Source organism: Yoonia sp., from assembly GCF_036770585.1.
Taxonomy (GTDB): Bacteria; Pseudomonadota; Alphaproteobacteria; order Rhodobacterales; family Rhodobacteraceae; genus Yoonia.
Genome location: NZ_DAIPIW010000035.1, coordinates 1 through 25,244 on the forward strand (window position 1 = coordinate 1; position 25,244 = coordinate 25,244).

Annotated in this window: 25 protein-coding genes and 1 pseudogene; 7 read left to right on the forward strand and 19 right to left on the reverse strand. The window is 62.4% G+C overall.

Annotation, left to right across the window (positions count from 1 at the left end; genetic code table 11):
• On the forward strand, nt 1-428 hold a 428-nt coding region (gene upp / locus V7N12_RS08100; RefSeq protein ID WP_333713921.1), incomplete at its 5' end, for a uracil phosphoribosyltransferase.
• Between the two features lie 2 nt (nt 429-430).
• Here upp and V7N12_RS08105 read toward each other — a convergent pair.
• Nucleotides 431-1,447, reverse strand: a complete 1,017-nt coding sequence (locus V7N12_RS08105; RefSeq protein WP_333713922.1) for a hypothetical protein — start codon at nt 1,445-1,447, stop codon at nt 431-433.
• 194 nt (nt 1,448-1,641) lie between these two features.
• The gene (locus V7N12_RS08110; RefSeq protein ID WP_333713923.1) at nt 1,642-3,267 is read right to left on the reverse strand and encodes an AMP-binding protein; all 1,626 of its coding nucleotides are present in this window, start codon (nt 3,265-3,267) and stop codon (nt 1,642-1,644) included.
• 121 nt (nt 3,268-3,388) lie between these two features.
• Here V7N12_RS08110 and V7N12_RS08115 point away from each other — a divergent pair, with 121 nt between their 5' ends.
• A complete protein-coding gene (locus tag V7N12_RS08115; RefSeq protein ID WP_333713924.1) occupies nt 3,389-4,021 on the forward strand; it encodes a sulfotransferase family 2 domain-containing protein in 633 nt (210 codons plus the stop codon).
• A gap of 34 nt (nt 4,022-4,055) precedes the next feature.
• Here the strand turns inward: V7N12_RS08115 and V7N12_RS08120 are convergent, their stop codons facing one another.
• The 7 genes from V7N12_RS08120 to V7N12_RS08150 form a co-directional block, all read right to left on the reverse strand.
• Nucleotides 4,056-6,254: a 3-hydroxyacyl-CoA dehydrogenase NAD-binding domain-containing protein gene (locus V7N12_RS08120; protein ID WP_333713925.1), complete on the reverse strand. Its 2,199-nt coding sequence runs from the start codon at nt 6,252-6,254 to the stop codon at nt 4,056-4,058.
• A 47-nt stretch (nt 6,255-6,301) separates the two neighbouring features.
• Entirely contained in the window at nt 6,302-6,769 is a 468-nt protein-coding gene (locus V7N12_RS08125) for a hypothetical protein (protein ID WP_333713926.1), read from the reverse strand.
• 1 nt (nt 6,770) lies between these two features.
• The gene (locus tag V7N12_RS08130) at nt 6,771-7,982 is read right to left on the reverse strand and encodes an acetyl-CoA C-acetyltransferase (protein WP_333713927.1); all 1,212 of its coding nucleotides are present in this window, start codon (nt 7,980-7,982) and stop codon (nt 6,771-6,773) included.
• A gap of 12 nt (nt 7,983-7,994) precedes the next feature.
• The gene (locus V7N12_RS08135) at nt 7,995-8,624 is read right to left on the reverse strand and encodes a glutathione S-transferase family protein (protein WP_333713945.1); all 630 of its coding nucleotides are present in this window, start codon (nt 8,622-8,624) and stop codon (nt 7,995-7,997) included.
• 279 nt (nt 8,625-8,903) lie between these two features.
• Nucleotides 8,904-10,682 (reverse strand): acyl-CoA dehydrogenase C-terminal domain-containing protein, encoded by a 1,779-nt coding sequence (locus tag V7N12_RS08140; RefSeq protein WP_333713928.1) that lies wholly within the window; start codon nt 10,680-10,682, stop codon nt 8,904-8,906.
• Between the two features lie 41 nt (nt 10,683-10,723).
• Entirely contained in the window at nt 10,724-11,125 is a 402-nt protein-coding gene (locus V7N12_RS08145; RefSeq protein ID WP_333713929.1) for a MerR family transcriptional regulator, read from the reverse strand.
• A gap of 182 nt (nt 11,126-11,307) precedes the next feature.
• A complete protein-coding gene (locus V7N12_RS08150) occupies nt 11,308-11,676 on the reverse strand; it encodes a MerR family transcriptional regulator (protein WP_333713930.1) in 369 nt (122 codons plus the stop codon).
• Between the two features lie 123 nt (nt 11,677-11,799).
• Between V7N12_RS08150 and V7N12_RS08155 the strand changes: the two genes are divergently transcribed.
• Genes V7N12_RS08155 through V7N12_RS08165 form a run of 3 tightly spaced genes read left to right on the forward strand, consistent with a single transcriptional unit; the run spans nt 11,800 to nt 14,067 of the window.
• Complete coding sequence (locus tag V7N12_RS08155; protein ID WP_333713931.1) at nt 11,800-12,240, forward strand: PaaI family thioesterase; 441 nt, start codon at nt 11,800-11,802, stop codon at nt 12,238-12,240.
• Entirely contained in the window at nt 12,237-12,731 is a 495-nt protein-coding gene (locus tag V7N12_RS08160; RefSeq protein WP_333713932.1) for a PaaI family thioesterase, read from the forward strand. Before V7N12_RS08155 ends, V7N12_RS08160 begins: the two co-directional genes overlap by 4 nt.
• Nucleotides 12,724-14,067, forward strand: a complete 1,344-nt coding sequence (locus V7N12_RS08165; RefSeq protein ID WP_333713933.1) for an MATE family efflux transporter — start codon at nt 12,724-12,726, stop codon at nt 14,065-14,067. The genes V7N12_RS08160 and V7N12_RS08165 overlap by 8 nt, the downstream gene beginning before the upstream one ends.
• Here the strand turns inward: V7N12_RS08165 and V7N12_RS08170 are convergent.
• Both V7N12_RS08170 and V7N12_RS08175 read right to left on the reverse strand, forming a co-directional pair.
• The gene (locus V7N12_RS08170; protein WP_333713934.1) at nt 14,044-15,096 is read right to left on the reverse strand and encodes a quinone-dependent dihydroorotate dehydrogenase; all 1,053 of its coding nucleotides are present in this window, start codon (nt 15,094-15,096) and stop codon (nt 14,044-14,046) included. The genes V7N12_RS08165 and V7N12_RS08170 overlap by 24 nt on opposite strands.
• Entirely contained in the window at nt 15,093-15,425 is a 333-nt protein-coding gene (locus V7N12_RS08175; RefSeq protein WP_333713935.1) for a DUF952 domain-containing protein, read from the reverse strand. The genes V7N12_RS08170 and V7N12_RS08175 overlap by 4 nt, the downstream gene beginning before the upstream one ends.
• Nucleotides 15,426-15,579: 154 nt before the next feature.
• Between V7N12_RS08175 and V7N12_RS08180 the strand changes: the two genes are divergently transcribed.
• Complete coding sequence (locus tag V7N12_RS08180; RefSeq protein WP_333713936.1) at nt 15,580-17,142, forward strand: bifunctional metallophosphatase/5'-nucleotidase; 1,563 nt, start codon at nt 15,580-15,582, stop codon at nt 17,140-17,142.
• A gap of 58 nt (nt 17,143-17,200) precedes the next feature.
• Here V7N12_RS08180 and mnhG read toward each other — a convergent pair whose 3' ends face one another.
• The 8 genes from mnhG to uraH form a co-directional block, all read right to left on the reverse strand.
• Nucleotides 17,201-17,581, reverse strand: coding sequence for a monovalent cation/H(+) antiporter subunit G (gene mnhG, locus V7N12_RS08185; protein ID WP_333713937.1), 381 nt, complete (start codon nt 17,579-17,581; stop codon nt 17,201-17,203).
• On the reverse strand, nt 17,578-17,865 hold the full coding sequence (locus V7N12_RS08190) for a K+/H+ antiporter subunit F (RefSeq protein WP_333713938.1): 288 nt from the start codon (nt 17,863-17,865) through the stop codon (nt 17,578-17,580). The genes mnhG and V7N12_RS08190 overlap by 4 nt, the downstream gene beginning before the upstream one ends.
• The gene (locus tag V7N12_RS08195; protein ID WP_333713939.1) at nt 17,862-18,362 is read right to left on the reverse strand and encodes a Na+/H+ antiporter subunit E; all 501 of its coding nucleotides are present in this window, start codon (nt 18,360-18,362) and stop codon (nt 17,862-17,864) included. Before V7N12_RS08195 ends, V7N12_RS08190 begins: the two co-directional genes overlap by 4 nt.
• Nucleotides 18,363-19,913 carry a monovalent cation/H+ antiporter subunit D gene (locus V7N12_RS08200; protein WP_333713940.1) on the reverse strand — a complete coding sequence of 517 codons (1,551 nt, stop codon included), beginning with the start codon at nt 19,911-19,913 and terminating at the stop codon, nt 18,363-18,365.
• The gene (locus V7N12_RS08205) at nt 19,910-20,266 is read right to left on the reverse strand and encodes a Na+/H+ antiporter subunit C (RefSeq protein ID WP_333713941.1); all 357 of its coding nucleotides are present in this window, start codon (nt 20,264-20,266) and stop codon (nt 19,910-19,912) included. The genes V7N12_RS08200 and V7N12_RS08205 overlap by 4 nt, the downstream gene beginning before the upstream one ends.
• A 1-nt stretch (nt 20,267) precedes the next feature.
• Entirely contained in the window at nt 20,268-23,138 is a 2,871-nt protein-coding gene (locus tag V7N12_RS08210; protein WP_333713942.1) for a monovalent cation/H+ antiporter subunit A, read from the reverse strand.
• 139 nt (nt 23,139-23,277) lie between these two features.
• On the reverse strand, nt 23,278-24,513 hold the full coding sequence (locus V7N12_RS08215) for a urate hydroxylase PuuD (RefSeq protein ID WP_333713943.1): 1,236 nt from the start codon (nt 24,511-24,513) through the stop codon (nt 23,278-23,280).
• 3 nt (nt 24,514-24,516) lie between these two features.
• Complete coding sequence (gene uraH, locus V7N12_RS08220; RefSeq protein WP_333713944.1) at nt 24,517-24,870, reverse strand: hydroxyisourate hydrolase; 354 nt, start codon at nt 24,868-24,870, stop codon at nt 24,517-24,519.
• A 97-nt stretch (nt 24,871-24,967) separates the two neighbouring features.
• Here uraH and V7N12_RS08225 point away from each other — a divergent pair.
• Nucleotides 24,968-25,244 (forward strand): annotated as a pseudogene (locus tag V7N12_RS08225) (allantoinase PuuE); the annotation flags it as partial.

Sequence of the window (25,244 nt, forward strand, 5' to 3'; positions counted from 1 at the left end):
ACGGCAAGAAGCTGGCGCTGATCTCGATCCTGCGGGCGGGCAACGGGTTGCTGGATGGTGTGCTGGAACTGATCCCCTCGGCCCGTGTCGGCTTTGTCGGGCTCTACCGCGACGAGGAAACCCTGCAGCCGGTGCAGTATTACTTCAAGGTGCCGACCGCGCTCGAGGACCGGCTGGTGATCGCCGTAGACCCGATGCTGGCCACGGGCAATTCGTCGGTCGCCGCGATTGATCTGCTCAAGCAGGCGGGGGCCACGAATATCCGCTTTCTGTGCCTGCTTGCGGCGCCCGAAGGCATCGCACGCATGAAAGAGGCGCATCCCGATGTGCCGATCGTGACCGCCGCCATCGACAGCCACCTCAACGACAAGGGCTATATCGTGCCGGGTCTGGGCGATGCGGGCGACCGGATGTTCGGGACGCGCTAGGCCTAGCCGTCGCAGGCGTTGCGCAGGCTGACCCAGTCGCTGTCATTCAGGATCGGGCGGGGCTGCTGGCCGTCAAGCCGTTCGGGGCCGAGGTCGGGCAGCGTGCCCGTGCGGGCATCGACGGCGCTGCGGTAGGGGGCCAGCGGGATTTCGGCGGCCGCCAGCGTATCGGCAAGGCGGGTCACGTCAGGCGGTATCCCGGGCGATTGCGCCCAGAGCAGCGCCTGCGCCTGCAACAGCGCGTCATCGACCTCGCCAGTGGTCAGAAGCCGCAAGGTGGTGCCCAGTCCGCCTTCGGTCAGGATCTGTGCCAGCGGGTCCTGTCCTGTCACCAGCGGCCGCGCGGCGATGATGAACCCCGCCGCTGCCGCCGGATCGTCGACCTGTTGCAGGATGGATTTCTCGACCACGATCAGACCGCCGGGCAGTGCCAGCGCGCCCGAGGACAGGCGCGGCACGATGACGATGCGCGCCGTGCTGCCGGCCCCGAAAAGCCTGTCCCGAAAACGTGCGGCGGCGGCCGCCGCACGCGGTGACTGGCAGATACGCCCCGTTGTCGGTTGCATATGGGCCAGCATGGTGGTCCCGATTTCGACCCGCTTGCTTTGCGGCACGATTGCCAGGGCCTGACGGGTCAGCGCCCCCGGCAGCCAGAGCAGCGCCACCAGGACCAGCGCACCGATCACCCCCAGCGTCAGCCAAAGCCGCAGTTGCCCCGGGCGCGGGCGCGATCTGGCCAGCGCGCGGCGCACCTCTTCGATGGCGTCGATCATGGTCGCGTCGGCGATTTCGAGAAGCTCGCTTGCCTCCGCGTCCGGTGCATAGACCGCCGGCCGTTCGCCCGCATTCAGCCGGTTCAGCGCTGTCAGCGACCAATGCGCAAGGGGCCGACCCGCCTGATCGGCGATCACCAGCGTCGCATCTCCGAAAGAGATCACCACATCGCGGCGCTGGGCATCAGGCGCCTCGCGCCAGAGCGCGTCGCTTTCTAGCCGCACATACCGATCCAGCGCTGTCATCTGCCCGCCGCCTGTTTTTTCGAAAGCTATCGCAGTCCGACCGGCTTGTCATCTGGCGCGCGCAGCCTTTTGCGACAGCTTGCCTGACAGCTGCCGGACCCTCCGGGGGGAGTTTCTTGGGAGAAAGAAGCCGCCGGACAGGGCCTTGATTTCTTTCTCCCGAGAAACTCCCGCCGGAGGCATCCAGGGCTTGCCTAAAGCGCTTTGGCGAGTTGGCGCAGCGCGAACTTCTGGATTTTGCCCGTCGAGGTCTTGGGAAGCTCCTGAAAGACGACTTTTTTGGGTGTCTTGAAGCCCGCGAGCCTTTGGCGCGCGAAGGCGATGATGTCCTGCTCTTCGGCGCTGGCCCCATCCTTGAGTTCGACGAAGGCACAGGGCACCTCGCCCCATTTGTCATCGGGCATGGCGACAACGGCGCAGAGGTTGACGGCAGGGTGGTGCATCAGCGCGCCCTCGACCTCGACCGAACTGATGTTCTCGCCGCCCGAGATGATGATGTCCTTGGCGCGGTCGGAAATCTGGATCGATCCGTCGGGGTGCTGGACCGCAAGGTCTTCGGAGTGGAAGTAGCCGCCCGCAAAGGCCTTGTCGGTGGCGCGCGGGTTCTTGAGGTAGCCTTTCATCACCGCATTGCCGCGCATGACGATCTCGCCCTGGGTGGCGCCGTCGCGCGGCACCTGACCCATGTCTTGATCGACGACGGTGACATCTTCCATCATCGGCATGCCGACGCCCTGACGGGCCTTGATGGCGGCCTGTTCCTCGTCGGGCAGGCTGCCCCAGCTGTCATCCCAGATACATTCGGTCACATGGCCGTAGGTTTCGGTCAGCCCGTAGACCTGTTTGACGTTGAAGCCGAGCTTGCCGATAGCTGCCAGCGTGGCGGGGGCGGGCGGGGCACCGGCGGTGAAGACCTCGACCGTGTGATCGAAGGGTTTGCGGTCTTCCGCCTTGGAGTTGACGATCATGTTCAGAACGATGGGCGCGCCGCCGAAATGGGTGACGCCTTGCTTTGCAATCGCATCATAGATCGCCGCTGCGGTGATATCGCGGCAGCACACGACGGTGCCGCCAAGGGCGGGCGCCATCCAGGTGTGGTTCCAGCCGTTGCAATGGAACAGCGGCACGATCTGCAGATAGCGCAAAAAGAGCGGCAACTCCCAGCTGATCGGCGTGCCCATGGTCATCAGGTAGGCGCCGCGATGATGATAGACCACGCCCTTGGGCCGCCCAGTGGTGCCCGAGGTATAGTTCAGCGCAAGGCTTTCCCATTCGTCCTGCGGCAGCACCCACCGGAAATCGGGATCGCCCGTGGCCAGAAAATCCTCGTAGTTCTGTTGCTCGCCGATGGCATGAACGCCCGCCTGATCGTCGGGAACCTCGATGATCAGGGGCGGCGTGCCCTCCATCTGGTCGATGGCGGCCATGGCCAGCGGCAGGAACTGGCTGTCGACAAGGGCGACCTTGGCCTCGCCGTGATCGAAGATGTAGGCCACCGTATCGGCGTCGAGCCTTGTGTTGATCGTGTTCAGCACCGCGCCGCAGGCGGGGATGCCGAAAGCGGCCTCGGATTGGGCGGGGATGTTGGGAAGGATGGTCGCGACCACATCACCGGGCATCACACCGACCTTCGTCAGCGCAGAGGCCAGCCGCGACACGCGCCGGTAATAGCGCCCGTAGGTCAGGCGGGTCTTGCCGTAGACCAATGCCTCGCGATCCGCAAAGATCAGCGCCGCCCGTTGCAGATGCGACAAGGGCGTCAGGGGAACGTAATTCGCCTCGCGCTTGCCCAGGCCCGTCTCGTCACGCATCCAGCCCATGTGATATCCCCCCGCTGCTTTGCCATATAAGAGCGGAAAACCCCATCATCTGACAAGAGGGAATTGTCAGACATTTGCTTTCCACTTGCCTGACCGGGGTCCGGGCTGACATCTGCGAAAGATGATCATTTCATCCCGACGCCGGTTTGTTTTCGTGCATATCCCGAAGACGGGCGGCACCAGTTTCATGCGCGCCTATGAGGACCGCGCGGCGGCGGATGATATCCTGATCGGCGATACGCCGAAAGCACGCCGGCGCAAGGCGCGGCTGGATGGGCTGGCGGTGCCGGGCCGACTTTGGAAGCACAGCACCTTGCGGGATGTGGGTGGGCTTGTGCCGCCTGACCACTTTGTCTGCACGCTGGTGCGCAATCCCTGGGACCGGCTGGTCAGCTACTACCACTGGCTGCGCGCGCAGCGTTTCGATCATCCGGCGGTCCGTCGGGCCAAGGTGCTCGACTTCAAGGCCTTCCTGCGGGATCCGCTGATACAGGCTGCCGAGATGCGAAGCCCCGCCGCCAGCTATGTCACCCGCGCAGACGGCGCCTTGCACTGCGATGCCTTCGTAAGGGTGGAACACCCGGAAGACTATGCGCCCCTCTGGGATCACTTGGGATTTCGGCTAACTCTTCTGCATCTCAACCGGTCAGAGCGGTCTCGGGACTGGCGCGACTATTACAGCGCCAAGGAGATAGCGATCGTCGCGCAGCTTGCCGCCGATGACATCGCGCGGTTCGGCTATGGCCCCGAATGACGAAGGGCGCCCCGAAAGGGCGCCCCTTGCATCTTCAGGCGGCTTGCGCGTCAGGGCCGAAGCGTTTGTAGAAATCCTGACCCTTGTCCGCCATCTCGCGCAGCAGCGCGGGCGTGGTGAAACGCGCGCCGACCTCTTGGGCCAGTTGGTCGCAGCGTTCCGCCGCATAGGGCGCGCCGATCATGTCGAGCCAGCTGAACGGGCCACCCGCCCATGGCGCAAAGCCCCAGCCGAGGATCGCGCCCACGTCGCCTTCGCGGATGTCTTCCAGCACGCCTTCTTCCAGTGCGCGCACAGCCTCGAGCACCTGCGCAAAGAGCAGACGGTGCTGCACCAGTGTCAGATCGGGTTGATCGTCTGCCACGGGGTATTGCGCGGCCAGACCCTCCCACAGGCCAAGACGCTTGCCGCTGTCGTCATAGGCGTAGAAGCCCGCGTTCGACTTGCGGCCGAGACGCCCCTGATCGAACATCCAGAACAGCACCTCGTCCACCTCGCCATCGGGATAGGCATCGCCCATGGCGGCTTTGGTTGCCTTGGCGATCTTCACGCCCAGATCGACAGAGGTTTCGTCAACCAGTTGCAGCGGACCCAGCGGCATGCCGACCAGCTTGGCGGCGTTTTCGATCAGCGCGGGCTCTACCCCTTCCTTCACCATGCGGATACCTTCGTTGATGTAGGGGATGATGCAGCGGTTGGCGTAGAAGAACCGCGCGTCATTGACGACGATCGGGGTCTTCTTGATCTGGCGGACATAGTCCAGCGCCTTGGCCACGGCCACGTCACCGGTTTTCTTGCCCTTGATGATCTCGACCAGCAGCATCTTGTCGACGGGCGAGAAGAAGTGGATGCCGATGAAATTCGCAGGATCAACCGCCGCCTTCGCCAGTTCCGTGATCGGCAGGGTCGAGGTATTGGTCGCAAAGATACAATCGGGGCCGGTGACGGCCTGCACCTTCTGGGTGACCTCGGCCTTGACGCCGACGTCTTCGAAAACGGCCTCGATGATCAGGTCGCAGCCCTTCAGCGCGTCATAGTCGGTGGTGGCGTTGATCAGGCCCAGAACCGCGTCTTTCTTTTCCTGCGTCACCTTCTTGCGGGCAATGCCCTTGTCGAGATGGGCTGTGGTATAGGCCTTGCCCTTGTCGGCGGCCTCTTGCGTGTTGTCGATCAGCACGACCTCGATCCCCGCAAGGGCCGAGACCAGCGCGATCCCCGCGCCCATCATGCCTGCACCGATGACGCCGACTTTGGTCACTTTCTGATCTGCGGCTTCGGGGCGGTTTGCACCTTTTTCCAAAGCTTCCTTGTTCACGAAAAGACTGCGGATCATGGCCGAGGACGAGGGGTTCATCAGGACATTGGTGAACCAGCGCGCCTCGATCTTCAGCGCGGTGTCAAAGGGCACCAGCGCGCCTTCGTATACGGCAGAAAGCAGCGCCTTGGCGGCAGGGTAGACGCCTTGGGTCTTGCCGTTGACCATGGCCGAGGCACCCACGAAGGTCATGAAGCCTGCAGGGTGGTAAGGCGCGCCGCCGGGCATCTTGTAGCCCTTTTCGTCCCAAGGCTTGACGATGTTCGGCTCGGACAGCACCCAGGCCTTTGCAGCCGAAAGAAGGTCTTCGGCGGGCACAACTTCGTCGATCACGCCAGCGGCCTTGGCTTTTTGCGGATCGTTCAGCTTGCCTTCCAGCAACAGCGGCGATGCGGCCATGGCACCCAGCTTGCGCGAAAGGCGTGTGGTGCCGCCCGCGCCGGGGAAAATGCCGACCATGATCTCGGGCAGGCCGATCTTGGCCTTGGGGTTGTCGGCGGCGATGATGCGGTGGCAGGACAGCGGAATCTCCAGACCGATGCCAAGGGCCGTGCCGGGCAGGGCGGCGACGAATGGCTTGCCGCCCTTGTTGGTCTTGGGGTCCATGCCCGCGCGCTCGATCTTGCGCATGATGCGGTGGGCATTCATGATCCCGTCAAAGAGGCCCTTGGCCGGATTGTCGCCCGCCATTTCCTTCATCTTGGCGATGACCTTCAGATCCATGCCACCGGCAAAGCTGCCGGGTTTGCCCGAGGTGATGATCACGCCCTTGATCGCATCCTCGGCCAGTGCCTGATCGACCAGCGCCTCCAGTTCGTCCCATGCGTCCAGCGTCATGACGTTCATGGACTTGCCTTTGGTGTCCCAGACGATTGTTGCGACACCATCGGCGTCCGTGCTCATTGTGAAATCGGTCATCCTATCTTCCTTCGTAAGCCGCGCGTGGTCAGCGGCAGTTTGTCTGTCTAATGGGTCGATGTGCGTGCGGTGCGGTCGGCCTTGGCCAGCGCCCGCGCGGTTTCGCTGTCGGGGGCAACCAGAAGTTCGCTTTGTGTGACCTTCAAACTGCCCTCGATAAGGTCGATGGTCAGGAAAATCGCGAAGGCAGGCAGGGCCTTGCCCTCTTCGGTGACACCTTCGGTCATTTGCCGCGACATGATCCGGGTTTCCCCGGCAGAGCGGCAATCGCCGATCTCGGTGCGCAGGGCCGTGATCCCGTTGTCCTTGAACATCCGGTGCATGTCCGAAAAGCCGCGCCGCATGTCTTCGAGCGTTTCCATGTCGATCTGCCCGGCCATCGTCGTCATCTGCTGCGGGGCGTGAAAGACCGAGGCGAAACTCTCGAAATCACCCGACACCATGGCATCGCTGACGATCTCGACAATGGCGTCGAGAACGTCGCTTGCGGCGATGCGTGTCGGATGATCGGACATCTCAGACCCTTTCGATGATCGTGGCCGCACCCATGCCGGATGCGATGCACAGCGTCGCAAGTCCGGTGCCCTTGCCGGTCCGTTCAAGCTCGTCCAGCAGGGTGCCGATGATGATGGCACCAGTAGCGCCCAGCGGGTGGCCCATGGCGATGGACCCGCCGTTGACGTTGACAAGGCTGTCATCGACATCGAAGGCCTGCATGAAGCGCAGCACGACCGAGGCGAAGGCCTCGTTCACCTCGAAGAGGTCGATGTCGCCGATGCTCATGCCGCTGTCTTTCAGGATCTTCTCGGTCACGGGAACCGGACCGGTCAGCATGATCGTCGGATCGGTGCCGATCTTGGCGGTGGCCCTGATGCGGGCGCGGGGTTTCAGGCCCATCGCCTCGCCCCATTCCTTGGAGCCGATCAGAACGCCAGCCGCGCCATCCACGATGCCGGACGAATTGCCCGCATGGTGGATGTGGTTGATCCGCTCGAGGTGCGGATATTTCATCAGCGCCACCTTGTCGAAACCGGGCATGACCTCGCCCATGGCCTGAAAAGCGGGGTTGAGCGATCCCAGCGTCTGCATGTCCGTTTCGGGACGCATGTATTCGTCATGATCGAGGATCGGCAGGCCGTTGATGTCGTTGACGGTGACGACGGATTTCGCAAACCGCCCTTCGTCCCAGGCTTTCTTGGCGCGCTTCTGGCTTTCCATCGCCAGCTGGTCGGCATCATCACGGGTAAAACCGTATTGGGTGGCGATGATATCGGCCGAGATGCCTTGCGGGACAAAGTAGGTGTCCATCGCAATCGAGGGATCAACGGCAATCGCCGCCCCGTCCGACCCCATCGCGACGCGGCCCATCATCTCGACCCCGCCAGCGATATAGGCCTGACCGGCGCCGCCCTTTACCTGATTGGCGGCGAGGTTGACGGCCTCCATGCCCGAGGCGCAGAAGCGGTTGATCGCCAGCCCGGGGATCGACTGGTCGAGGTCGGATGCCAGCACGGCGGTCCGCGCCAGACAGCCACCCTGTTCGCCGACCTGGGTGACGTTGCCCCAGATCACATCCTCGACCGCATGGCCGTCAAGGCCGTTGCGTTCCTTGAGGTTGTTCAGCACGCCTGCGGACAGGCGGGCGGATGTCACCTCGTGCAGGCTGCCGTCCTTGCGGCCCTTGCCGCGCGGTGTGCGCACGGTGTCGTAGATATAGGCTTCGGTCATGGTATCCTCCGTTCAGGCCGTCGCGCCAAAGGCACGCGTCATCATATCGTATGGGTGTTGCCAACCGGGCTGGGCGGCGATCGCGTCCAGCCAGCGGTCGATATTGGGGTAATCCTTGCGGTCGAAGGTAAAGTCTTCCGGGTAGAAGAGATACCCGCAGCAGGCGAGATCGGCGATTGTCATCTCTTCGCCGGCCAGCCAGTCGCGCCCGTCCAGATGGCTGTCCACGACCTTCAGGGCCGAGGCGAGACGCATCGCCAGAAAGCCGTTCACGTCCGCATTGCGTTTGGCTTCGGGCAGGAAGTTCATGTTGAATCGCAACGCGCCTGCATTGCCCGAGATCTTGTGGTTGTCAAAGAACATCCAGCGCAGGACCTCGCGGCGCTCGGCGGCGGACTTGCCGCCCAGCTTGCCGGTCTTCGAACTGATGTAATCCTGAATGACGCCCGACTGGGTCAGGATGGTATCGCCGTCTTCCAGCACCGGCACCTCGCCCATCACGTTCAGGGCGCGGAAGTCCGGCTTGCGGGTGGCCCCCTTGAAGAAGTCCACGAAGGCGACCTCCCACGGCGCGTCAGCCAGCGTCAGGGTCAACGCGGCTTTGTAGGCGTTTCCACTTTCGCCAAAGCAGTGCAGTTTCATCGTCACGCGTTGTCCTCCACCAATCTCTCTGCGGCCATGTCGGCCCTTTGAGTATTTTCGAGCAAAGCGAGGCTGCTTTACCCAAACTTAACCAAGCTGCGCGACAGTCCCGCCACGGTACAGGCTGGAGAGCCGATGACCGTAGCGAAGCGAGGCGCCCTGGCTGTTGTGCTGCGCCCCCATATGCGGGGAACTCTCACAGTTCGGGGCCCTCCATTGCCCTCGCTTTGTTCGAAAATACTCCCGCCGGAGGCTCCGGCGGAAGCAGATCATGCAACGTCAGAAATTCGCAGCCTTCAGCGCCATGACGGTGTCGCCCCCGGTGTTGATGCGGGCAAGGTGCATCGCTGTGGCAGGCAGTTGCCGCGCCATGTAGTAGCGGCCGGTCGCGATCTTGGTCTCGTAGAAGTCTTTGTCGGACGCGCCGCCCTCAAGGGCCTCCAACGCGGCTTTCGCCATCCGCGCCCACATATAGCCAAGGCAGACATGACCCATCATGTGCATGAAGTCATAGGACCCTGACAAGGCGTCGTTGGGGTTCTTCATGCCGTTCTGCATGAAGTACATGCCGGCTGCCTGCAAGTCTTTCGACGCCGCCTTCAGCGGATCGAGGAAGTCCTTCTTCAGCGCGTCGTTGCCTTCGTTTTCCTTGATGAAGGTCTTGATCATGTCGAAAAAGGCCATGACGTGCTTGCCGCCGTCTTGTGCCAGCTTGCGCCCCACAAGGTCCAGCGCCTGAATGCCGTTGGCGCCTTCGTAGATCATCGCGATGCGGGCGTCGCGGGCATATTGGGACATGCCCCATTCCTCGATATAGCCGTGACCACCGTAGACCTGCTGGGCGGCCGTCGCATACTCGAAGCCCTTGTCGGTCAGGAAACCCTTGATGACAGGGGTCATCAGCGAGATCAGGCCGTCGGCATCGGCATCCTGGTTCTTGTGGGCGCGGTCGATCAGGTAGGCGCCCCAATAGGTGAAGGCCCGTGCGCCTTCCACGAAGGACTTCTGGTCCATCAGGTTGCGGCGGATGTCGGGGTGCACGATCAGCGGATCGGCAGGGCCGTCGGGGTTCTTGATGCCGGTCACGTCACGCCCCTGCAGGCGGTCCTTGGCGTAGGCCAGCGCGTTCTGATAGGCGCTTTCGGCCTGCGCATAGCCTTGCAGGCCGACACCCAGACGGGCCTCGTTCATCATGGTGAACATGGCGCGCATGCCCTTGTGTTCCTCACCCACCAGATAGCCGGTGGCTTCGTCATAGTTCATCACGCAGGTCGCGTTGCCGTGGATGCCCATCTTCTCTTCGATCTTGCCCACGGCGACGCCGTTGCGCGGGCCCAAAGAGCCGTCGTCGTTCACAAGAAACTTGGGCACGATGAAGAGCGAGACGCCCTTGATGCCTTCGGGTCCGCCCTGGATCTTGGCCAGCACGAGGTGGATGATGTTTTCCGCCATGTCGTGTTCGCCGGCCGAGATGAAAATCTTCTGGCCCGAGATCTTGTAGGTGCCGTCGTCCTGCGGCACGGCCTTGGTGCGCATCAGGCCCAGATCGGTGCCGCAATGCGGCTCGGTCAGGTTCATGGTGCCGGTCCATTCGCAGGTGGTCAGCTTGGGCAGGTATGTCTGCTTTTGCGCGTCCGAGCCATGCGCATAGATCGCCGAATAGGCCCCGTGGGTCAGGCCCTGATACATGTTGAACGCCATATTGGCCGAAACGAAGGGTTCCTGCGCCGCCGTGTGCATGACGTAAGGCAGGCCCTGTCCACCATACGCGGGGTCGCAGTCCATCGCGGTCCAGCCGCCGTCTTTCATCTGTTCGAAAGCCTCTTTGAAGCCTGTCGGGGTGCGGACGACGCCGTTTTCCAGCACACAGCCTTCCTTGTCGCCGACCACGTTCAGCGGGTGCAGCACCTCGGAGGCGACCTTGCCGGCTTCCTCGATCACCGCGCTGGTGAAATCGCGGTCGAGATCTTCGAAACCGGGGATGTCCTGTTCGCTGACCTTCAGCAGATCATGCAGTACGAACTGGATGTCTTTTGTGGGTGGATTGTAGATGGGCATCGCTTTTGTCTCTCCGTCAGTTTTGATCGGTCAGCCGGCGTTCAGGCCGCCGACGACTTGCGTTTGGCCAGAGCGGTCAGCTTTGCCGCCCCCCAGGCCATTTGTTCCTTCAGTTCGCCGATGGCTTCATCAAGCTCGGCTTTCTGGGCTTCCATCGCCGCCAGATGCTGCTCGGCCAGCACGTAGCTTTTGGACAGCTGCGCCTCTTGACCGTCATCCATGTGATAGAGGTCAAGAAGCTGGCGGATCTCTTCCAGCGAAAAGCCAAAGCGCTTGCCCCGCAGGATCAGCTTGAGCCGCGCGCGGTCGCGTTTGGTGAACAGACGCTTTTGTCCTTCACGGATCGGAAACAGCAATTCCTTGGCTTCGTAGAAGCGCAATGTGCGTGGTGTGACATCAAAAGCGTCACACATCTGCCGTATGTTCAGCGTGTCGGTCGTCATCGCGTCAGTCCTTTGTGCGAACCCTTCATCGGCTGCACCTGTGTGGGATGTCGCCACCTTACAACCAAAGTTGACGCGCACGTAAACGTAACGTGGCGTCACGGGAATGCTGACGAAAGGTCAGCATGTTTTCATCACCGCAATGTGAAATTTTCGAACGCGACCATGGCCGCGTGTTGGACCTAACCGAGGGTCTTGGCCGTGTCGTCGCGCAGTTTTTGCAACTCTTGAATCGTGTCTTGCAGTTGCTTTTTCTGCTCGGCCAGTTCCAGAAGCTGGCGGTCGGCAAGCTCGACCCATTCACGCATCTGGGCCTCTGTGCCTTCTTTTTCGTAGATCAGCAGCCATTGCCGGATATCTTCCAGCGAGAAACCGAACCGGCGCCCGCGCAGGATCAAGGTCATCCGTGCCAGTTCCCGTGGACCGTAGAAACGCGCCCGCGCTTCCTTTTCCGGCGACAGCAGTTCGATGTATTCGTAGTAGCGCAATGTGCGTGGTGTGACGTCGAACTTGGCGCACATCTCTTTGAACGACAGGCGGACTTCTGGCATTTGGCTCTCCTCTTTTGCAGCTTAACGCCAGATGAGAAGGCAAACAACGATAGATGCGGGCGCAAGAAACTGGTCAAGGCACCGCAAAGCGGGTAACGCCGCAGCAAGACGAGAAGGAACACCATGTCCGATTCACAAGCCATCCGGCGCGAGAAAATCGCGCGCCAGTTCATCGAGGCGATACCCCATGCCAAGGAGCTTGGGATGAAAGTGATCGAGATTGCCGACGGCAAGGCGGTGATCGCCATGGCCTATGATCCGCGACTGGTGGGTGATCCTGAAACAGGGGTCGTCCATGGTGGGGCGGTTTCGGCGCTGATGGACACCTGCGCTGGGGCTGCCGTCATGGCCCATCCGGCGGCGGCGATCGCGACGGCGACGCTGGATTTGCGGATCGACTACATGCGCCCCGCCAAACCGGGCGAGACGATCACCGCGACCGCCGAATGTTATCACGTCACCCGGTCCATCGCCTTTGTGCGTGCCACGGCTGTTGACGGTGATCCCGAACGCCCCGTCGCTGCCGCCACAGGTGCCTTCACCATCGAAAGGGCCAAGCCATGAACCGACGCCCCGAACCCGTGCAGGTGGTCAAGCAGCGCCGCGATGCGACCTTGCAGCGGCTGGTATCGGGCGTGCCCTATGTCCAGTTTCTGGGGATTTCCGTTGACCGGCGCGGGGATGAATTGACGGCCATCATGCCCTATGCGGACCGGCTGATCGGCAATCCGATGCTGCCCGCACTGCATGGCGGCGTGACCTCGGCCTTTCTGGAGGTCACGGCGATCATCGAACTGAGCTGGGCGATGATCTGGGAAGACATGGAGGCTGGCCGTTTCAACGAGGACAGCCCGCGCATCCCGCTTCCCAAGACGATCGATTTCAGCGTCGATTACCTGCGCTCGGGTCTGCCGCGCGACGCCTATGCGCGGGCGACGGTGAACCGTTTCGGGCGCCGCTATGCCTCGGTCAGCGCGGAAGCCTGGCAGGACAACCGCGACCGCCCGTTCATCAAGGCCACAGGCCACTTCCTGATGCCCGACCGCGATGGCTGAGACCTTGCCCGTCACCCACAGGCGGGTCCTGGGCATTGCCCTGCCGATTGTCCTGTCCAATGCGACCGTCCCGATCCTCGGGGTTGTCGATACCGGCGTGGTCGGACAATTGGGCGAGGCCGCCCCCATCGGCGCGGTCGGCATCGGCGCCATCATCCTGTCGGCGATCTACTGGATTTTCGGCTTCCTGCGGATGGGCACCACCGGCCTGACCAGTCAGGCCATCGGCGAGGGCAATCGCGACGAGGTCGATGCGCTCTTGTCCCGGGCCTTGCTGATCGGCCTTTCCGCGGGGGCCGTGATGATCGTGCTTCAGGCGCTGATCTTTCGTGGTGCCTTCTGGGTGTCACCGGCCAGCGACGAGGTCGAGGCGCTGGCGCGCGATTACATGCAAATCCGCATCTGGTCCGCGCCCGCGACGATTGCGCTTTACGGCATCACCGGCTGGCTGATCGCGCAAGAACGCACAAAGGCGGTGCTGGTGCTGCAAGTGGTGATGAACGGCGGCAATATCGTGCTGAGCTATTGGCTGGGCCTGACGCTTGGCTGGGGTGTGACCGGCGTTGCCTGGGCGACCTTCATCGCCGAATGGGGCGGGCTGGCGCTTGGCCTGTGGTTCTGTCGCGGCGTTTTCGCGCAGACTGCGTGGCGGTCCGCCGCGCGCGTGTTCGACATGGTCCGGCTGAAGCGCATGACGGTGGTCAACACCGACATCATGATCCGGTCGGTCCTGTTGCAGGCGATCTTTGTCAGCTTCCTGTTCTTCGGGGCGGATTTCGGGGATGTGCAACTGGCGGCCAACCAGATCCTTTTGCAGTTCCTGCATGTGACGGCCTATGCGCTGGACGGGTTCGCCTTCGCCGCCGAGGCGATGGTCGGCAATGCGCTGGGCGCGCGGGCGCGGGCGACATTGCGGCGGTCTGCACTGCTCAGCAGTCTTTGGAGCGGCATTGTCTGCGCCGGTCTGGCGGTCTCATTTGCGCTGTTCGGGGGCGCTGCCATCGACACCATGACAACCGCGCCCGAGGTGCAGGCGGCGGCGCGCAGCTACCTTCCCTACATGGTCGCAGCACCGGTTGTCGGCCTTGGCGCATGGATGCTTGACGGGATCTTCATCGGCGCGACCCGCACCACGGACATGCGCAACATGATGATCCTTTCTGCGGTGGTCTATTTTGTGACGGTCTTCCCGTTGATGGCAGCCTTCGGGAATCACGGTCTGTGGATCGGATTGCTGTTGAACTTCGTCGTGCGGGGCGCGTCTCTGGCGTGGAAATACCCCGCGCTCGAGGCCGAGGCCGACCGTCCCCGCTCAGGTCCAGTCGCTGCGGCCTGATCCGACCGCCTCTGCCACCGACGCAAAGCCGTCGCGGGCGAGCAATCCGTCAAGACCATGCGCAATCTCGCCTGCCAGCGAAATGCCACCATAGACCAAAGCGGTATAAAGCTGGACCGCCGCGGCACCGGCGCGGATCTTCTGGTAGGCCTGTTCGGCTGATCCGACACCGCCGACACCGATGATCGGAAGTGCTGTCATCCCGGCCAGTTGCGCCAGCACCCGTGTCGATCTCTCGAAGAGCGGCTGGCCCGACAATCCGCCCGCCTCGGTCTTGTGGGGGCCATGCAGCCCGTCGCGGGCAAGGGTGGTGTTTGTGGCCACGATGCCCGAGACGCCGCTGGCATCGGCGACGCGGGCGATATCCTCTAATTCGGCGAGGGAAAGATCGGGCGCAATCTTGAGAAAGACCGGAATGGGGGTCTTCAGGGCTGCCCGCGCATCCATCACCCGCGCCAAGAGCGCCGAAAGCGCCGCCTTGCCCTGCAAGTCTCGGAGTTTCTCGGTATTGGGGGACGAGACGTTGACCGTCGCGAAATCGACCAAGGCACCGCACCGCGTCAAAACGGCGGCGAAGTCGACCGCCTTGTCGCTGCTGTCCTTGTTGGCACCAAGGTTCAGCCCGATGACCGCAGGTTTTGGACGCGCGGCAAGCCTGCCGGCAATCGCTTCCATCCCTTCGTTGTTGAAACCGAAGCGGTTGATCGCCGCCTGATCCTGCGTCAGGCGGTAAAGGCGCGGCCGCGGGTTCCCCTCCTGCGCGCGCGGTGTGGCGGCACCGACTTCGAGAAAGCCGAATCCGGTTCTGGCCAGCGCGTGCAGGGCCGTGGCGTTCTTGTCGAAGCCTGCGGCAAGGCCGACGGGATTGGGCAGGACCAGCCCGGCGAGCGCGGTTTTCAGCCGATCCGAGGTCACAGGACCTGACCGCGGACCAAGGCCCGCGTTCAAGGCCTTCAGCGCCAGCCCATGGGCCGTTTCAGGGTCCACCCGCCGCAAGGCGGCCAGACCGATGCTTTCCAGCGCCTTCATGAAAGCTTTGGAAACTGATGGACGCCGTCCACCACGGGCAGCGCCCGAGACCAGACCACATCCGCCAGTGTCATCTTGCGGTAGAGATGCGGGAAAAGGACGCCTGCGCGGGCGGGTTCCCATTTCAGCGGTGTCAGCCCATCCGTCTCGACCGCCAGCAACACAAGCCCGTCCTCGCCCGCGAAATACTTGGCGGCGGTTTCGGCCACGGTCTGGGCGGTCGAGAAGTGGATATAGCCGTCAGCGACGTCGATGGGCGCGCCCTCGGTCACGCCTTCGGCCTGCAATTGCGCCCATTCGTCGGCGCGGAAAATCTTGTAGATCAGCATGATTGGGTGATGGCGTTTGCCTGCCTTGGCGTCAAGCGCCTGTTACGAATTGGGCAGAACGATTGCCCCGTAAGGCGGGCGGGTGGATTGGGTTTGACTCTCTTCACCCTCGCCGACAAGCTGACGACATTCCAATTCCGGGGGCACAATCCAAATGATGACAAGAATCCTGACAACCAGCTGCGCATTGGCGCTGACGGCGGGGGCGGCCTCTGCGGACTTCACGCTGCATATCATCCACACCAACGATCTGCACAGCCGGATCGAACCGATCAACGCCTTCGATTCCACTTGCGGCGCCGACGCGAATGCCGCGGGCGAGTGTTTCGGCGGGATCGCGCGGGTGATTACCAAGATCAACGAGCTGCGCGCCGAGCTTGAAGGCCAGAATGTTCTGGTGCTGGATGCAGGCGACCAGTATCAGGGCAGCCTGATCTACACGACCTACAAGGGCGATGTCGAAGCCGAGTTCATGGAGCAGATCGGCTATGACGCCATGGCCGTCGGCAACCACGAATTCGACGATGGCGACGAAGGTCTGCGCAAGCTGACCGACAACGTCTCTTTTCCGGTGATTTCCGGCAACATCGACGTCTCCAGCTCGAACGTGCTGGCCGGTCAGGTCGAGAACCATGTGATCCTCGAGGTCGGCGGACAGCGGATCGGGATCGTCTCGGCACTGGCCGTTGACACGCAAGAGACGTCCAGCCCGTCGAATGCCGTGATTTTCACCCCCGAGATCGAAAGCCTGCAGGCTGACGTGGCCACCCTGACGGCCGAGGGCGTGGACAAGATCATCGCGCTGACCCATGTCGGCATGGCAAAGGACATGGAAATCGCCGCGGCGGTTGACGGTCTGGATGCGGTCGTCGGCGGACATTCGCACACGCTGTTTTCGAACACCGTCGAAGGCGCGCCCGCTTATCCGACGATGGTTGACGGTGTGCCCGTGGTGCAGGCCTATGCCTATTCCAAATACATCGGTCACCTGACACTGGTCTTTGATGACGCGGGCAATGTCACCTCTGCCACCGGTGACACCATCCTGCTGGATGCCAGCGTCGCCGAAGACGAGGCCGCCGTCGCCCGTGTGGCCGAGCTTGCCGGACCAATCGAGGAAATGAAGGCCCGCGTCGTATCGGAAGCGACCGAGGCCATCGAAGGTGACCGCTCGGTCTGCCGCGCGATGGAATGTCCGATGGGCAATCTTGTCGCCGATGCGATGCTTGACCGTGTCGCCGATCAGGGCATCCAGATCGCTTTCCAGAACGGCGGCGGTCTGCGCGCTTCGATCGACGCGGGCGAGATCACCATGGGCGAGGTCCTGAGCGTTCTGCCGTTCCAGAACACGCTATCGACCTTCCAGGTCACCGGAGAGGCGATCGTCGCGGCGCTGGAAAATGGTGTCGGTCAGATCGAGGAAGGGGCCGGGCGCTTCCCGCAGGTGGCGGGCATGTCCTTTACCGTTGACACAAGCGCTGCGCCGGGCTCGCGGATTTCCGATGTGATGGTCGGTGGCGCACCCATCGATCCGGCCGCGACCTATGGTGTCGTGTCCAACAACTTTGTGCGGAACGGCGGCGATGGCTATGCGATGTTCGTCGATGCGGCCAACGCCTATGACTTCGGTCCCGACCTTGCGGATGTCACGGCAGAGTATCTGGCGGCGAATGCGCCCTACCAGCCCTACACCGATGGCCGGATCACAATGAAGTAAGGCGCAAGCCGCTTTCGAAACGAAACGCGCCGCAGAAGACTGCGGCGCGTTTTTTTGGTCAGGGCCCCTCGTTGATCGCGTCTTGCGGTTCGACATTCAGGGTCGACCATGTCGTGTCCTGGGTCGGGGCGGGGGGCGTTTCGCAGGCGCGGCGGTGGATGTTCACCTTGGCGATGAAATGGGCCGAGATCGGCGCCGTCACGAAGAGAAAGGCCATGATCAGGAATTCATGGATCGACGGGCGGCCGATGTCGATCGAATGGATGACCGAGGCGACCAGAAACATCCCGATGCCGAGCGTCCCCACCTTGGTCGGGGCATGCAATCGGGTCATCGGGTCATTGAATTTCAACAGGGCGATGGCGCCCACCAGCACGAAGACGGCCCCGATGATGAGCGAAAGCGCCGCGACATAAGTGCCGATGATCAAAAGTGTCATTCGATGATATCCCCCCGCAAGATGAAGCGCGCCATGGCCACGGTCGACACGAAGCCAAGCATGGCGATCAGCAAGGACACCTCGAAATAGATCTGCACGCCCTTGTAGGTGCCCAACACGACCACCAGACCCAATGCGTTGATCACCATCGTATCCAGCGCCAGCACGCGGTCGCCGGATGTCGGTCCGATGACCAGACGGACCATCGACATGATCTGCCCGATCGCCAGTGACAGGAAGGCAATCGCGACAGCGAGGTTGAAGAGTTGCGTTGCAAGGATCATGCGAAAATCTCCAGCAGGCGGCGTTCGTAGCGATTGATGATGTCGTCGCGGACACCGTCGGGGTCATCGGTATGCAGCACATGCACCAGAAGGCAACTGCCTTGATCGGACAGGTCCGCGGAAACCGTCCCGGGCGTCAGGGTGATCGTGCCCGCCAGCAGGGTGATGGCCTCTGGCTGTTTGAGGCGCAGCGGAACAACGATCCAAGCGGGCTTCAGCTTGTTGGCGGGCACCGTCAGCACGATCCATGCGACCTCGATATTGGCGACGATGATATCCCAGATCACCACAAAGCTGTAGCTGACCATCCGGAGGGGATGAAAGCTCTTGGGGGTGTCGGGCCACCAGATCGACGTGCCCCAGGGGATCAGCACACCAAGAATGAAGCCGAAGACGGTCATGCCGGCGGAAAGCTCGTTCTGAAGCAGGATCCAGGTGATTGTCAGGATCAGTGTCAGCAGCGGGTGCGGGATCAGCCAGTAGAAGGCACGTCGCATCTAGTGATCCTCCTCTTTCGTGCCGCCGTCGCCGAGCTTGCCGGGGGTGTCCAGCACCGTTGCCAAATAGGGCGCGGGGGCGAAAAGCTGGGCTGCGATCTTGGTCGTGTAGCCGTGCATCTGCCCTGCAAAGACCGTGTGCAGCGCCAGAAGCAGCACCAGAAGGCCGACGGCGACGTAGGACATGGTCGCGGGTTCAGGGGGTCTTGCGGCTTGGGGGTCGGCGGGAACGGCCTTGGCCTTCCAGAAGATCGTGCTGCCCGCGCGGGCGAAGCCGACAACGCTGATCAGGCTGGTGGTCAGCACGACCGCCCAGACCCAAGTTGCGTGGGTTGTCGGGAATGCGGCCTGCAAGACCAGCAGTTTGCCAAGGAACCCCGACAACGGCGGCAGGCCCGCCATGGCGATGGCCGAGACGAAGAACAGCGCCGCAATCGGCACGGCCCCTGCAATGGCGGGCTGTGCTTCCAGCGCCAGCGATTTGCGGCTGACCCGCACCAGATCAACGATCAGGAAAAGAGCGGCGGCCGCCAGCGTCGAATGGACGATGTAGTATAGCGCCGCGGCGATCCCCGCTTGCGTGAACAGCCCCACGGCGACAAGCACCATGCCCATCGATCCGACAATCGCGAAAGTGACCAGCCTGTCGAACTGCTTTGCCGCCAGCACCCCGACGGTGCCCACCGCCAGGGACAAAAGCGCCAGCGGCAAGAGCCAGACATCATGCAGGCCAGCAGTCGCGGCAAGATCGGTGGGGAAGATCATCGTATAGACCCGGATGATCGCATAGGCCCCGACCTTGGTCATGATCGCAAAGAGGGCCGCCACGGGGGCAGGGGCCTCGGCATAGCTGGAGGGCAGCCAGAAGTGCAGCGGGACGAGGGCGGCCTTGATCGCGAAGACAAGGATCAAAAGCACGGCGGCGACCCGGATCCCCGCCGTCTCGTCCGGACTGATCAGCGCCACCCGTTCGGCCAGATCCGCCATGTTGAGCGTGCCCGTCTCGGCATAAAGGCCAGCCAGCGCGAAAAGGAACAGGGTCGATCCGATCAGGTTGAACAGCACATATTGCACCCCGGCCCGCAGGCGCGCAGTGCCGCCGGAATGGATCATCAGGCCGTAGGATGCGATCAGCAGCACCTCGAAGAAGACGAAGAGGTTGAACAGGTCTCCGGTCAGGAAGGCGCCGAGAATACCCATCAGCTGGAACTGGAACAGCGCGTGAAAGTGCCGCCCCCTCTCGTCCCAGCGCGAACTGATGGCATAGAGCAGGACGACAAGGGCCAGCACCGAGGTCAGCAGGATCATCATGGTCGACAGACGGTCGCCGACCAGCACGATGCCGAAGGGGGCGGCCCAGTCGCCAAGCTGATAGAGCATGATCGTGCCGTCCGAGGCGACCCATGACAGCGCGGCCGAAATGACGACCAGCGTCAGCACGCCCGCGATGGAAAACACCCGCTGGATGCCGATGTGATACCGCGCGGCCAGCACCACGAAGGGGGCCATCATCGCGGGCAGGATGATCGGGGCGATCAGCCAATGGGTCATGCCGCGCCCTCCTTGCTGTCGTCGTCCGCCCCGGGCTGGTCATCCACATGATCGTCGTTCGAGCCCAGAAACGCCCCCAGCCCGATCATGACGACAACGGCGGTCATCCCAAATGAGATGACGATGGCCGTCAGCACCAGTGCCTGCGGCAGCGGGTCGGTGTAGAATGTCACATCGTCCCGCAGCACCGGCGGCGCGCCGATCACGACGCGACCCGAGGCGAAAAGGAAGACGTTCACCGCATAGGTCAGCAGCGAAATACCCAGAATGACCGGAAAGGTCCGCAGCCGCAGCACCAGATAGATGCCCGCAGCGGTCATCACGCCGATGGCGGAGGCGATCAGGAACTCCATCTTAGACCCTCCCTTGCGTGGTCACGGCATCCGGCTCGTCTCGGGACGGGTCGAAATCCATCGGATATTCCGGGTCGGGCGTGTCGTGCCGCCGTGCGAGCCGCGAAAAGCTTTCCAGCGACAGCATCACCGCGCCGACCACCGACAAGAAGACGCCCAGATCAAACAGCGCCGCTGTCGCAAGCTCGAATTCCCCGAAAGGGGGGATCCGCACATAGGTGAAAGCCGAGGTCAGGAAGGGGGCGTCAAAGAACCACGACCCGATCCCCGTCAGCCCCGCGACCAGCACGCCGGCGCCGATCACACCGTGATAAGGATAGCGCAGCCTTTCCGAGGTCCATGCAAAGCCGCTGGCCATATATTGCATCACCACGGCGATCGAGACGATCAGCCCCGCGATAAAACCGCCGCCCGGTTCGTTGTGGCCCGACAGGAAGATATAGACGCCGACCATCAGCGCCACGGGCATCATCCCGCGTGTCAGAACCACCATCATCATCGGATGCACGCCACCTGCCTGTGGATACTCCGGTTGCCGGTTCAGCAGGCGCGCGCGCACCGCACTTCCCAAGAGAGCATCAGTCAGCGCATAAATCAGCATGGCGGCGATACTCAGCACGATGATCTCGCCGAAGGTATCGAAGCCGCGAAAGTCGACAAGGATCACGTTCACAACATTCGTGCCGCCGCCGCCCTTATAGGCATTGGCCAGATGGAACTCTGATATCGAGGCGGCGACCGGATCGCGCAACATGTAGTAATAGGCCAGCCCGAAGGTCGCCAGCCCGCCCGCAATCGCCACCGTGGCATCGCGCAGCCGTCGCAGCGCCGAGCTTTCGACGGGCGTGCGCGAGGGCAGAAAGTTCAAGGCAAGAAGCATCAGGATGATCGTGACCACCTCGACCGTGAACTGCGTCATGGCGAGGTCCGGCGCGCTCAGAAACACAAAGCCGATCGACACCATCAACCCCACGATCCCGATCAGGATCAGGGACAAGAAGCGGTTGCGATGCATGACAACCATGCCGATGCTTGCCGCGACCAGCATGGCCCAACCCGAGATCAGGATTGGGTCCGCCCGCTGGTTGGCGTAGGCAGCGGGGCCAACCGTGCCGGTGGTCCAGGCATAATAGCCGAAAAGGACGATCGTCACTGTCCCGATGGCGGCATAGCGGCTGAAAGCCCCGTTGTGCAACGGATGGGTCAGCATCTGCGCCAGACGGACAGCGGTCGCGATGATGGCGTCGAATATGGTTTTTGCCTCGGGACGCCGTGTCGCATCCCAGAGCGCCAGCAGCGGCCGGAAGAGCGCCAGCAGGACGGCCCCGCCAAGAACCGCAATGATCGACATGAAAAGCGCAGGCACCAATCCGTGCCAGATCCGGATATGTTTGTCGGTCATCTCGACCGTGCCGCCAAGGACGGCCTCGGTCACCAGGCGGACGAAGGGTTCGATCACGGCGGGGGAAAGGCCGATGACGATCACCGGAATGATCAGCAGGGCAGGCGGCAGCCAAAGCCCCGCGCCGGGATCATGGGGTTTGGACGGATAGTCGTCGCGGACCGGCCCAAGAAAGGTATGGCTGATCAGCCGAAAGCTGTAGGCCGCCGAAAAGATCGCCCCGAAGGTCGCGAGAACCGGCACCAGCCATGTGCTGCCGAACAGAACGGTATGGGTCGCCTCTTCCAGCATCATCTCTTTCGACAGGAACCCGTTCAGGAACGGGATGCCCGCCATTGAAAGCGCCGCGAAGACGACGATGGTGAAGGTCACGGGCATCTGGGTCCGCAACCCGCCCAAGCGGCGGATGTCGCGGGTGTGCGCCTCGTGATCGACAATCCCCGCCGACATGAAGAGCGCGGCCTTGAAAGCGGCATGGTTCAGGATGTGGAACACCGCCGCCATCGCACCAAAGGCCGTGCCGGTGCCCAGCAGCATGGTGATCAGGCCAAGGTGACTGACCGTCGAAAACGCCAGCAGCGCCTTGAGGTCGTGTTTGAACAACCCGATCACAGCGCCCAGCACCATCGTGATCAGCCCCGCGGTCGTGACGATCACGAACCATTCCGTGGTGCCCGACAGGACCGGCCACATCCGCGCCATCAGGAAGATCCCCGCTTTCACCATCGTGGCCGAGTGCAGGTAGGCCGAAACCGGCGTGGGGGCCGCCATCGCATGGGGCAGCCAGAAATGGAAAGGGAATTGCGCGGACTTGGTGAAGCACCCCAGCAGGATCAGGATCAGCGCCGGCAGATACAGCGGATCGGCCTGGATCAACTCGCGGTTTTGCAGGATCACGCTCAGATCGAAGCTGCCGACGATATTGCCGAGGATCAGCATCCCCGCGATCATCGCCAGCCCGCCGAGGCCGGTGACGGTCAAGGCCATCCGCGCGCCCTGCCGTCCCTCTGGCAAGTGCTTCCAATAGCCGATCAAAAGGAAGGACGACAGCGACGTCAGCTCCCAGAAGATCAGCAAAAGCAGGATGTTGTCGGACAGGACGATCCCCACCATCGCGCCCTGGAACAGCAAGAGGTAGGTCAGAAACTCGCCCATATTGTCGTTGCGGCTGAGGTATTGGCGCGCATAGGCGATGATCAGAAGGCCGATGCCGAGGATCAGGAAGGCGAAGAAAAAGCCCAGAGCGTCCAGCATCAGCGTGAAATTCAGCCCCAGTAGGGGCATCCAGTCGATACGGGCGGTGACGACCTCGCCTGCGATGATCGCGGGCAGGTTGGTCAGCAGTCCGACGAAGGCGCTGAGTGTGACGGTAAAGGTCACCCCAGCAGTGGCCGAACGGCCCGCCGGGTTCATCAATCCGGGCAAAAGGGCCCCGAAGAAGGGCAGGGCAACTATGAAGAAGAGTGACATAGGTCCTCCAGACGCGACTTCGGCATGTCCGGGATCATCGGGCGACGAATCCGCGTGCTGGACTGCTTGCCCGATGCTTTAAAGCATCTGGGGTCCGAAAGGCCATGGCCAGCGACCACTTTGCGTGGAACCGACAGGCTCATCCGTCGTCACGGGCCTGTCTGACCCAGGCGACCAGCACGGCGCGCGCCTCGGGCGCCATCTGGATGGCGTTGGGCGGCGGCATCGCATGGCTGACGCCCGCTTGCAGGTAGATCTGGCTGGCGTGCCGCGCCACATCACCGGGGCTTTCAAGGTAAACGCCCTTGGGTGCCCATTTCATGGTGCCCCAGACCGGTTCGCGGGCGTGGCACATGGAACAATTGCCGATGACGGTATCATAGGCCACCTCAAAGAGCGCCGCATCGGCGTAGCGTTGTTCGTAGGGCGTCAGGGTGCGCGCCTCGGCGTCCTGCCATGTCTCGCCACTGCGCACGGTCGATAGCCACGCGATCAGCAGCATCAGCAGGACGGTCACCGCCCATGTCCAGTGCGGCCCCTTGCCGGTCTTGTGCATCGTGTTGAAGTAATGCCGGATCGTCACACCTGTCAGGAAGATCAGGCTGGCGATGATCCACGCATATTGCGTGGCGAAAGCCAGCGGATAGTGGTTCGACAGCATCAGGAAGATCACCGGCAGCGTCAGGTAGTTGTTATGCATCGACCGCACCTTGGCGATCTTGCCGTATTTGGCATCCGGCGTGCGCCCCGCTTTCAGGTCAGCCACGACGATCCGCTGGTTCGGCATGATCTGGAAAAAGACGTTGGCCGTCATGATCGTTGCGGTAAAGGCACCCAGATGCAACAGCGCCGCGCGGCCCGTGAAGATCTGGTTGTAGCCCCATGACATCACCACCAGCATCACGAAAAGCAGCAGCATCAGCAGGGTCGGGTTCTCGCTGAGCTTCGATTTGCAAAGCTGGTCATAGATCAGCCAGCCGATTGTCAGTGAGCCACCGGAAATCAGGATGCCCTGCCAGAGGGCAAGATCGGCCTTGGTCGGGTCAAGCAGATACAATTCGCCGCCGACCCAATAGACGATCATCAGCAATGCGGCACCCGACAGCCATGTCCAGTAGCTCTGCCATTTGTGCCATGTCAGATGCGCGGGCATCTCGGCGGGGGCGACCATGTATTTCACGGTATGGTAGAAGCCGCCGCCATGCACCTCCCATTCCTCGCCGGAGGCACCTGCGGGCAGGTTCGGGTTAGGCTTCAGCATCAGGTCGAGCGCGATGAAATAGAACGAGGCCCCGATCCACGCCATCGCGGTGATCACATGCAGCCAGCGCACCGAAAAGGCGATCCAGTCCCAGAGAATGGCAAGGTCGTACATGGCTTAGCTACCGCGATATGTGGAATAGCCGAAGGGCGACAGCAGCAAGGGCACATGATAGTGCGTATCCTTCGACATGCCGAAGCGGATCGGGATCAGGTCGAGAAAGCGGGGGGCTTCCGGCGGTGTGCCCAAAGCGTCGAGATAAGCACCGGCATGAAACACCAGTTCGTAGGTGCCGGTTGCAAAATCCCCAGCCGGAAGAATCTGCCGGTCTGTCCGCCCATCCGCATTGGTTACCAATGTAGCTAACAATTCGCGGGCCTCGCCCGTCAGACGGAAAAGCTCGATTTTCAGTCCCTGTGCCGGGCAACCACGGGCGGTATCGAGGACATGGGTGGTCAGATATCCGGTCATCCTTGCGCTTTTCCCTTCCGTCGCTTGCGAAGCATCGCTGGACAGTATCTGCGTTTTTTGCATCTTGGAAAGGCCAACTGCATGACAGGAGACCGGATTGAAACGCTACCCCCGCGATATGACAGGATACGGGGCCGAAGTGCCACAGGCGAATTGGCCGGACGGGGCGAAGATCGCGGTGCAGATCGTGCTGAACTACGAAGAGGGTGGCGAAAACAACATCCTGCACGGCGATCCTGCCTCCGAGGCGTTCTTGTCCGAGATCACCGGCGCCGCCCCCTGGCCCGGGCAGCGGCACTGGAACATGGAATCAATCTATGAATACGGCGCGCGCGCGGGCTTCTGGCGGCTGCACCGGATGCTGAAGGATCTGC

Bases quoted from the DNA above. Each gene is read 5' to 3' on its own strand.
- V7N12_RS08110 (WP_333713923.1), bottom strand. From the start codon at position 3,267: ATGGGCTGGATGCGTGACGAGACGGGCCTGGGCAAGCGCGAGGCGAAT.
- V7N12_RS08205 (WP_333713941.1), bottom strand. From the start codon at position 20,266: ATGGAGTTCCTGATCGCCTCCGCCATCGGCGTGATGACCGCTGCGGGC.
- V7N12_RS08145 (WP_333713929.1), bottom strand. From the start codon at position 11,125: ATGACGACCGACACGCTGAACATACGGCAGATGTGTGACGCTTTTGAT.
- V7N12_RS08195 (WP_333713939.1), bottom strand. From the start codon at position 18,362: ATGCGACGTGCCTTCTACTGGCTGATCCCGCACCCGCTGCTGACACTG.
- V7N12_RS08210 (WP_333713942.1), bottom strand. From the start codon at position 23,138: ATGTCACTCTTCTTCATAGTTGCCCTGCCCTTCTTCGGGGCCCTTTTG.
- uraH (WP_333713944.1), bottom strand. From the start codon at position 24,870: ATGACCGGATATCTGACCACCCATGTCCTCGATACCGCCCGTGGTTGC.
- V7N12_RS08130 (WP_333713927.1), bottom strand. From the start codon at position 7,982: ATGACCGAAGCCTATATCTACGACACCGTGCGCACACCGCGCGGCAAG.
- mnhG (WP_333713937.1), bottom strand. From the start codon at position 17,581: ATGACACTTTTGATCATCGGCACTTATGTCGCGGCGCTTTCGCTCATC.
- V7N12_RS08170 (WP_333713934.1), bottom strand. From the start codon at position 15,096: ATGAAGGCGCTGGAAAGCATCGGTCTGGCCGCCTTGCGGCGGGTGGAC.
- V7N12_RS08165 (WP_333713933.1), top strand. From the start codon at position 12,724: ATGGCTGAGACCTTGCCCGTCACCCACAGGCGGGTCCTGGGCATTGCC.
- V7N12_RS08215 (WP_333713943.1), bottom strand. From the start codon at position 24,513: ATGTACGACCTTGCCATTCTCTGGGACTGGATCGCCTTTTCGGTGCGC.
- V7N12_RS08125 (WP_333713926.1), bottom strand. From the start codon at position 6,769: ATGTCCGATCATCCGACACGCATCGCCGCAAGCGACGTTCTCGACGCC.
- V7N12_RS08180 (WP_333713936.1), top strand. From the start codon at position 15,580: ATGATGACAAGAATCCTGACAACCAGCTGCGCATTGGCGCTGACGGCG.
- V7N12_RS08190 (WP_333713938.1), bottom strand. From the start codon at position 17,865: ATGATCCTTGCAACGCAACTCTTCAACCTCGCTGTCGCGATTGCCTTC.
- V7N12_RS08140 (WP_333713928.1), bottom strand. From the start codon at position 10,682: ATGCCCATCTACAATCCACCCACAAAAGACATCCAGTTCGTACTGCAT.
- V7N12_RS08135 (WP_333713945.1), bottom strand. From the start codon at position 8,624: ATGAAACTGCACTGCTTTGGCGAAAGTGGAAACGCCTACAAAGCCGCG.
- V7N12_RS08120 (WP_333713925.1), bottom strand. From the start codon at position 6,254: ATGACCGATTTCACAATGAGCACGGACGCCGATGGTGTCGCAACAATC.
- V7N12_RS08150 (WP_333713930.1), bottom strand. From the start codon at position 11,676: ATGCCAGAAGTCCGCCTGTCGTTCAAAGAGATGTGCGCCAAGTTCGAC.
- V7N12_RS08175 (WP_333713935.1), bottom strand. From the start codon at position 15,425: ATGCTGATCTACAAGATTTTCCGCGCCGACGAATGGGCGCAATTGCAG.
- V7N12_RS08160 (WP_333713932.1), top strand. From the start codon at position 12,237: ATGAACCGACGCCCCGAACCCGTGCAGGTGGTCAAGCAGCGCCGCGAT.
- V7N12_RS08155 (WP_333713931.1), top strand. From the start codon at position 11,800: ATGTCCGATTCACAAGCCATCCGGCGCGAGAAAATCGCGCGCCAGTTC.
- V7N12_RS08105 (WP_333713922.1), bottom strand. From the start codon at position 1,447: ATGACAGCGCTGGATCGGTATGTGCGGCTAGAAAGCGACGCGCTCTGG.
- V7N12_RS08115 (WP_333713924.1), top strand. From the start codon at position 3,389: ATGATCATTTCATCCCGACGCCGGTTTGTTTTCGTGCATATCCCGAAG.
- V7N12_RS08200 (WP_333713940.1), bottom strand. From the start codon at position 19,913: ATGACCCATTGGCTGATCGCCCCGATCATCCTGCCCGCGATGATGGCC.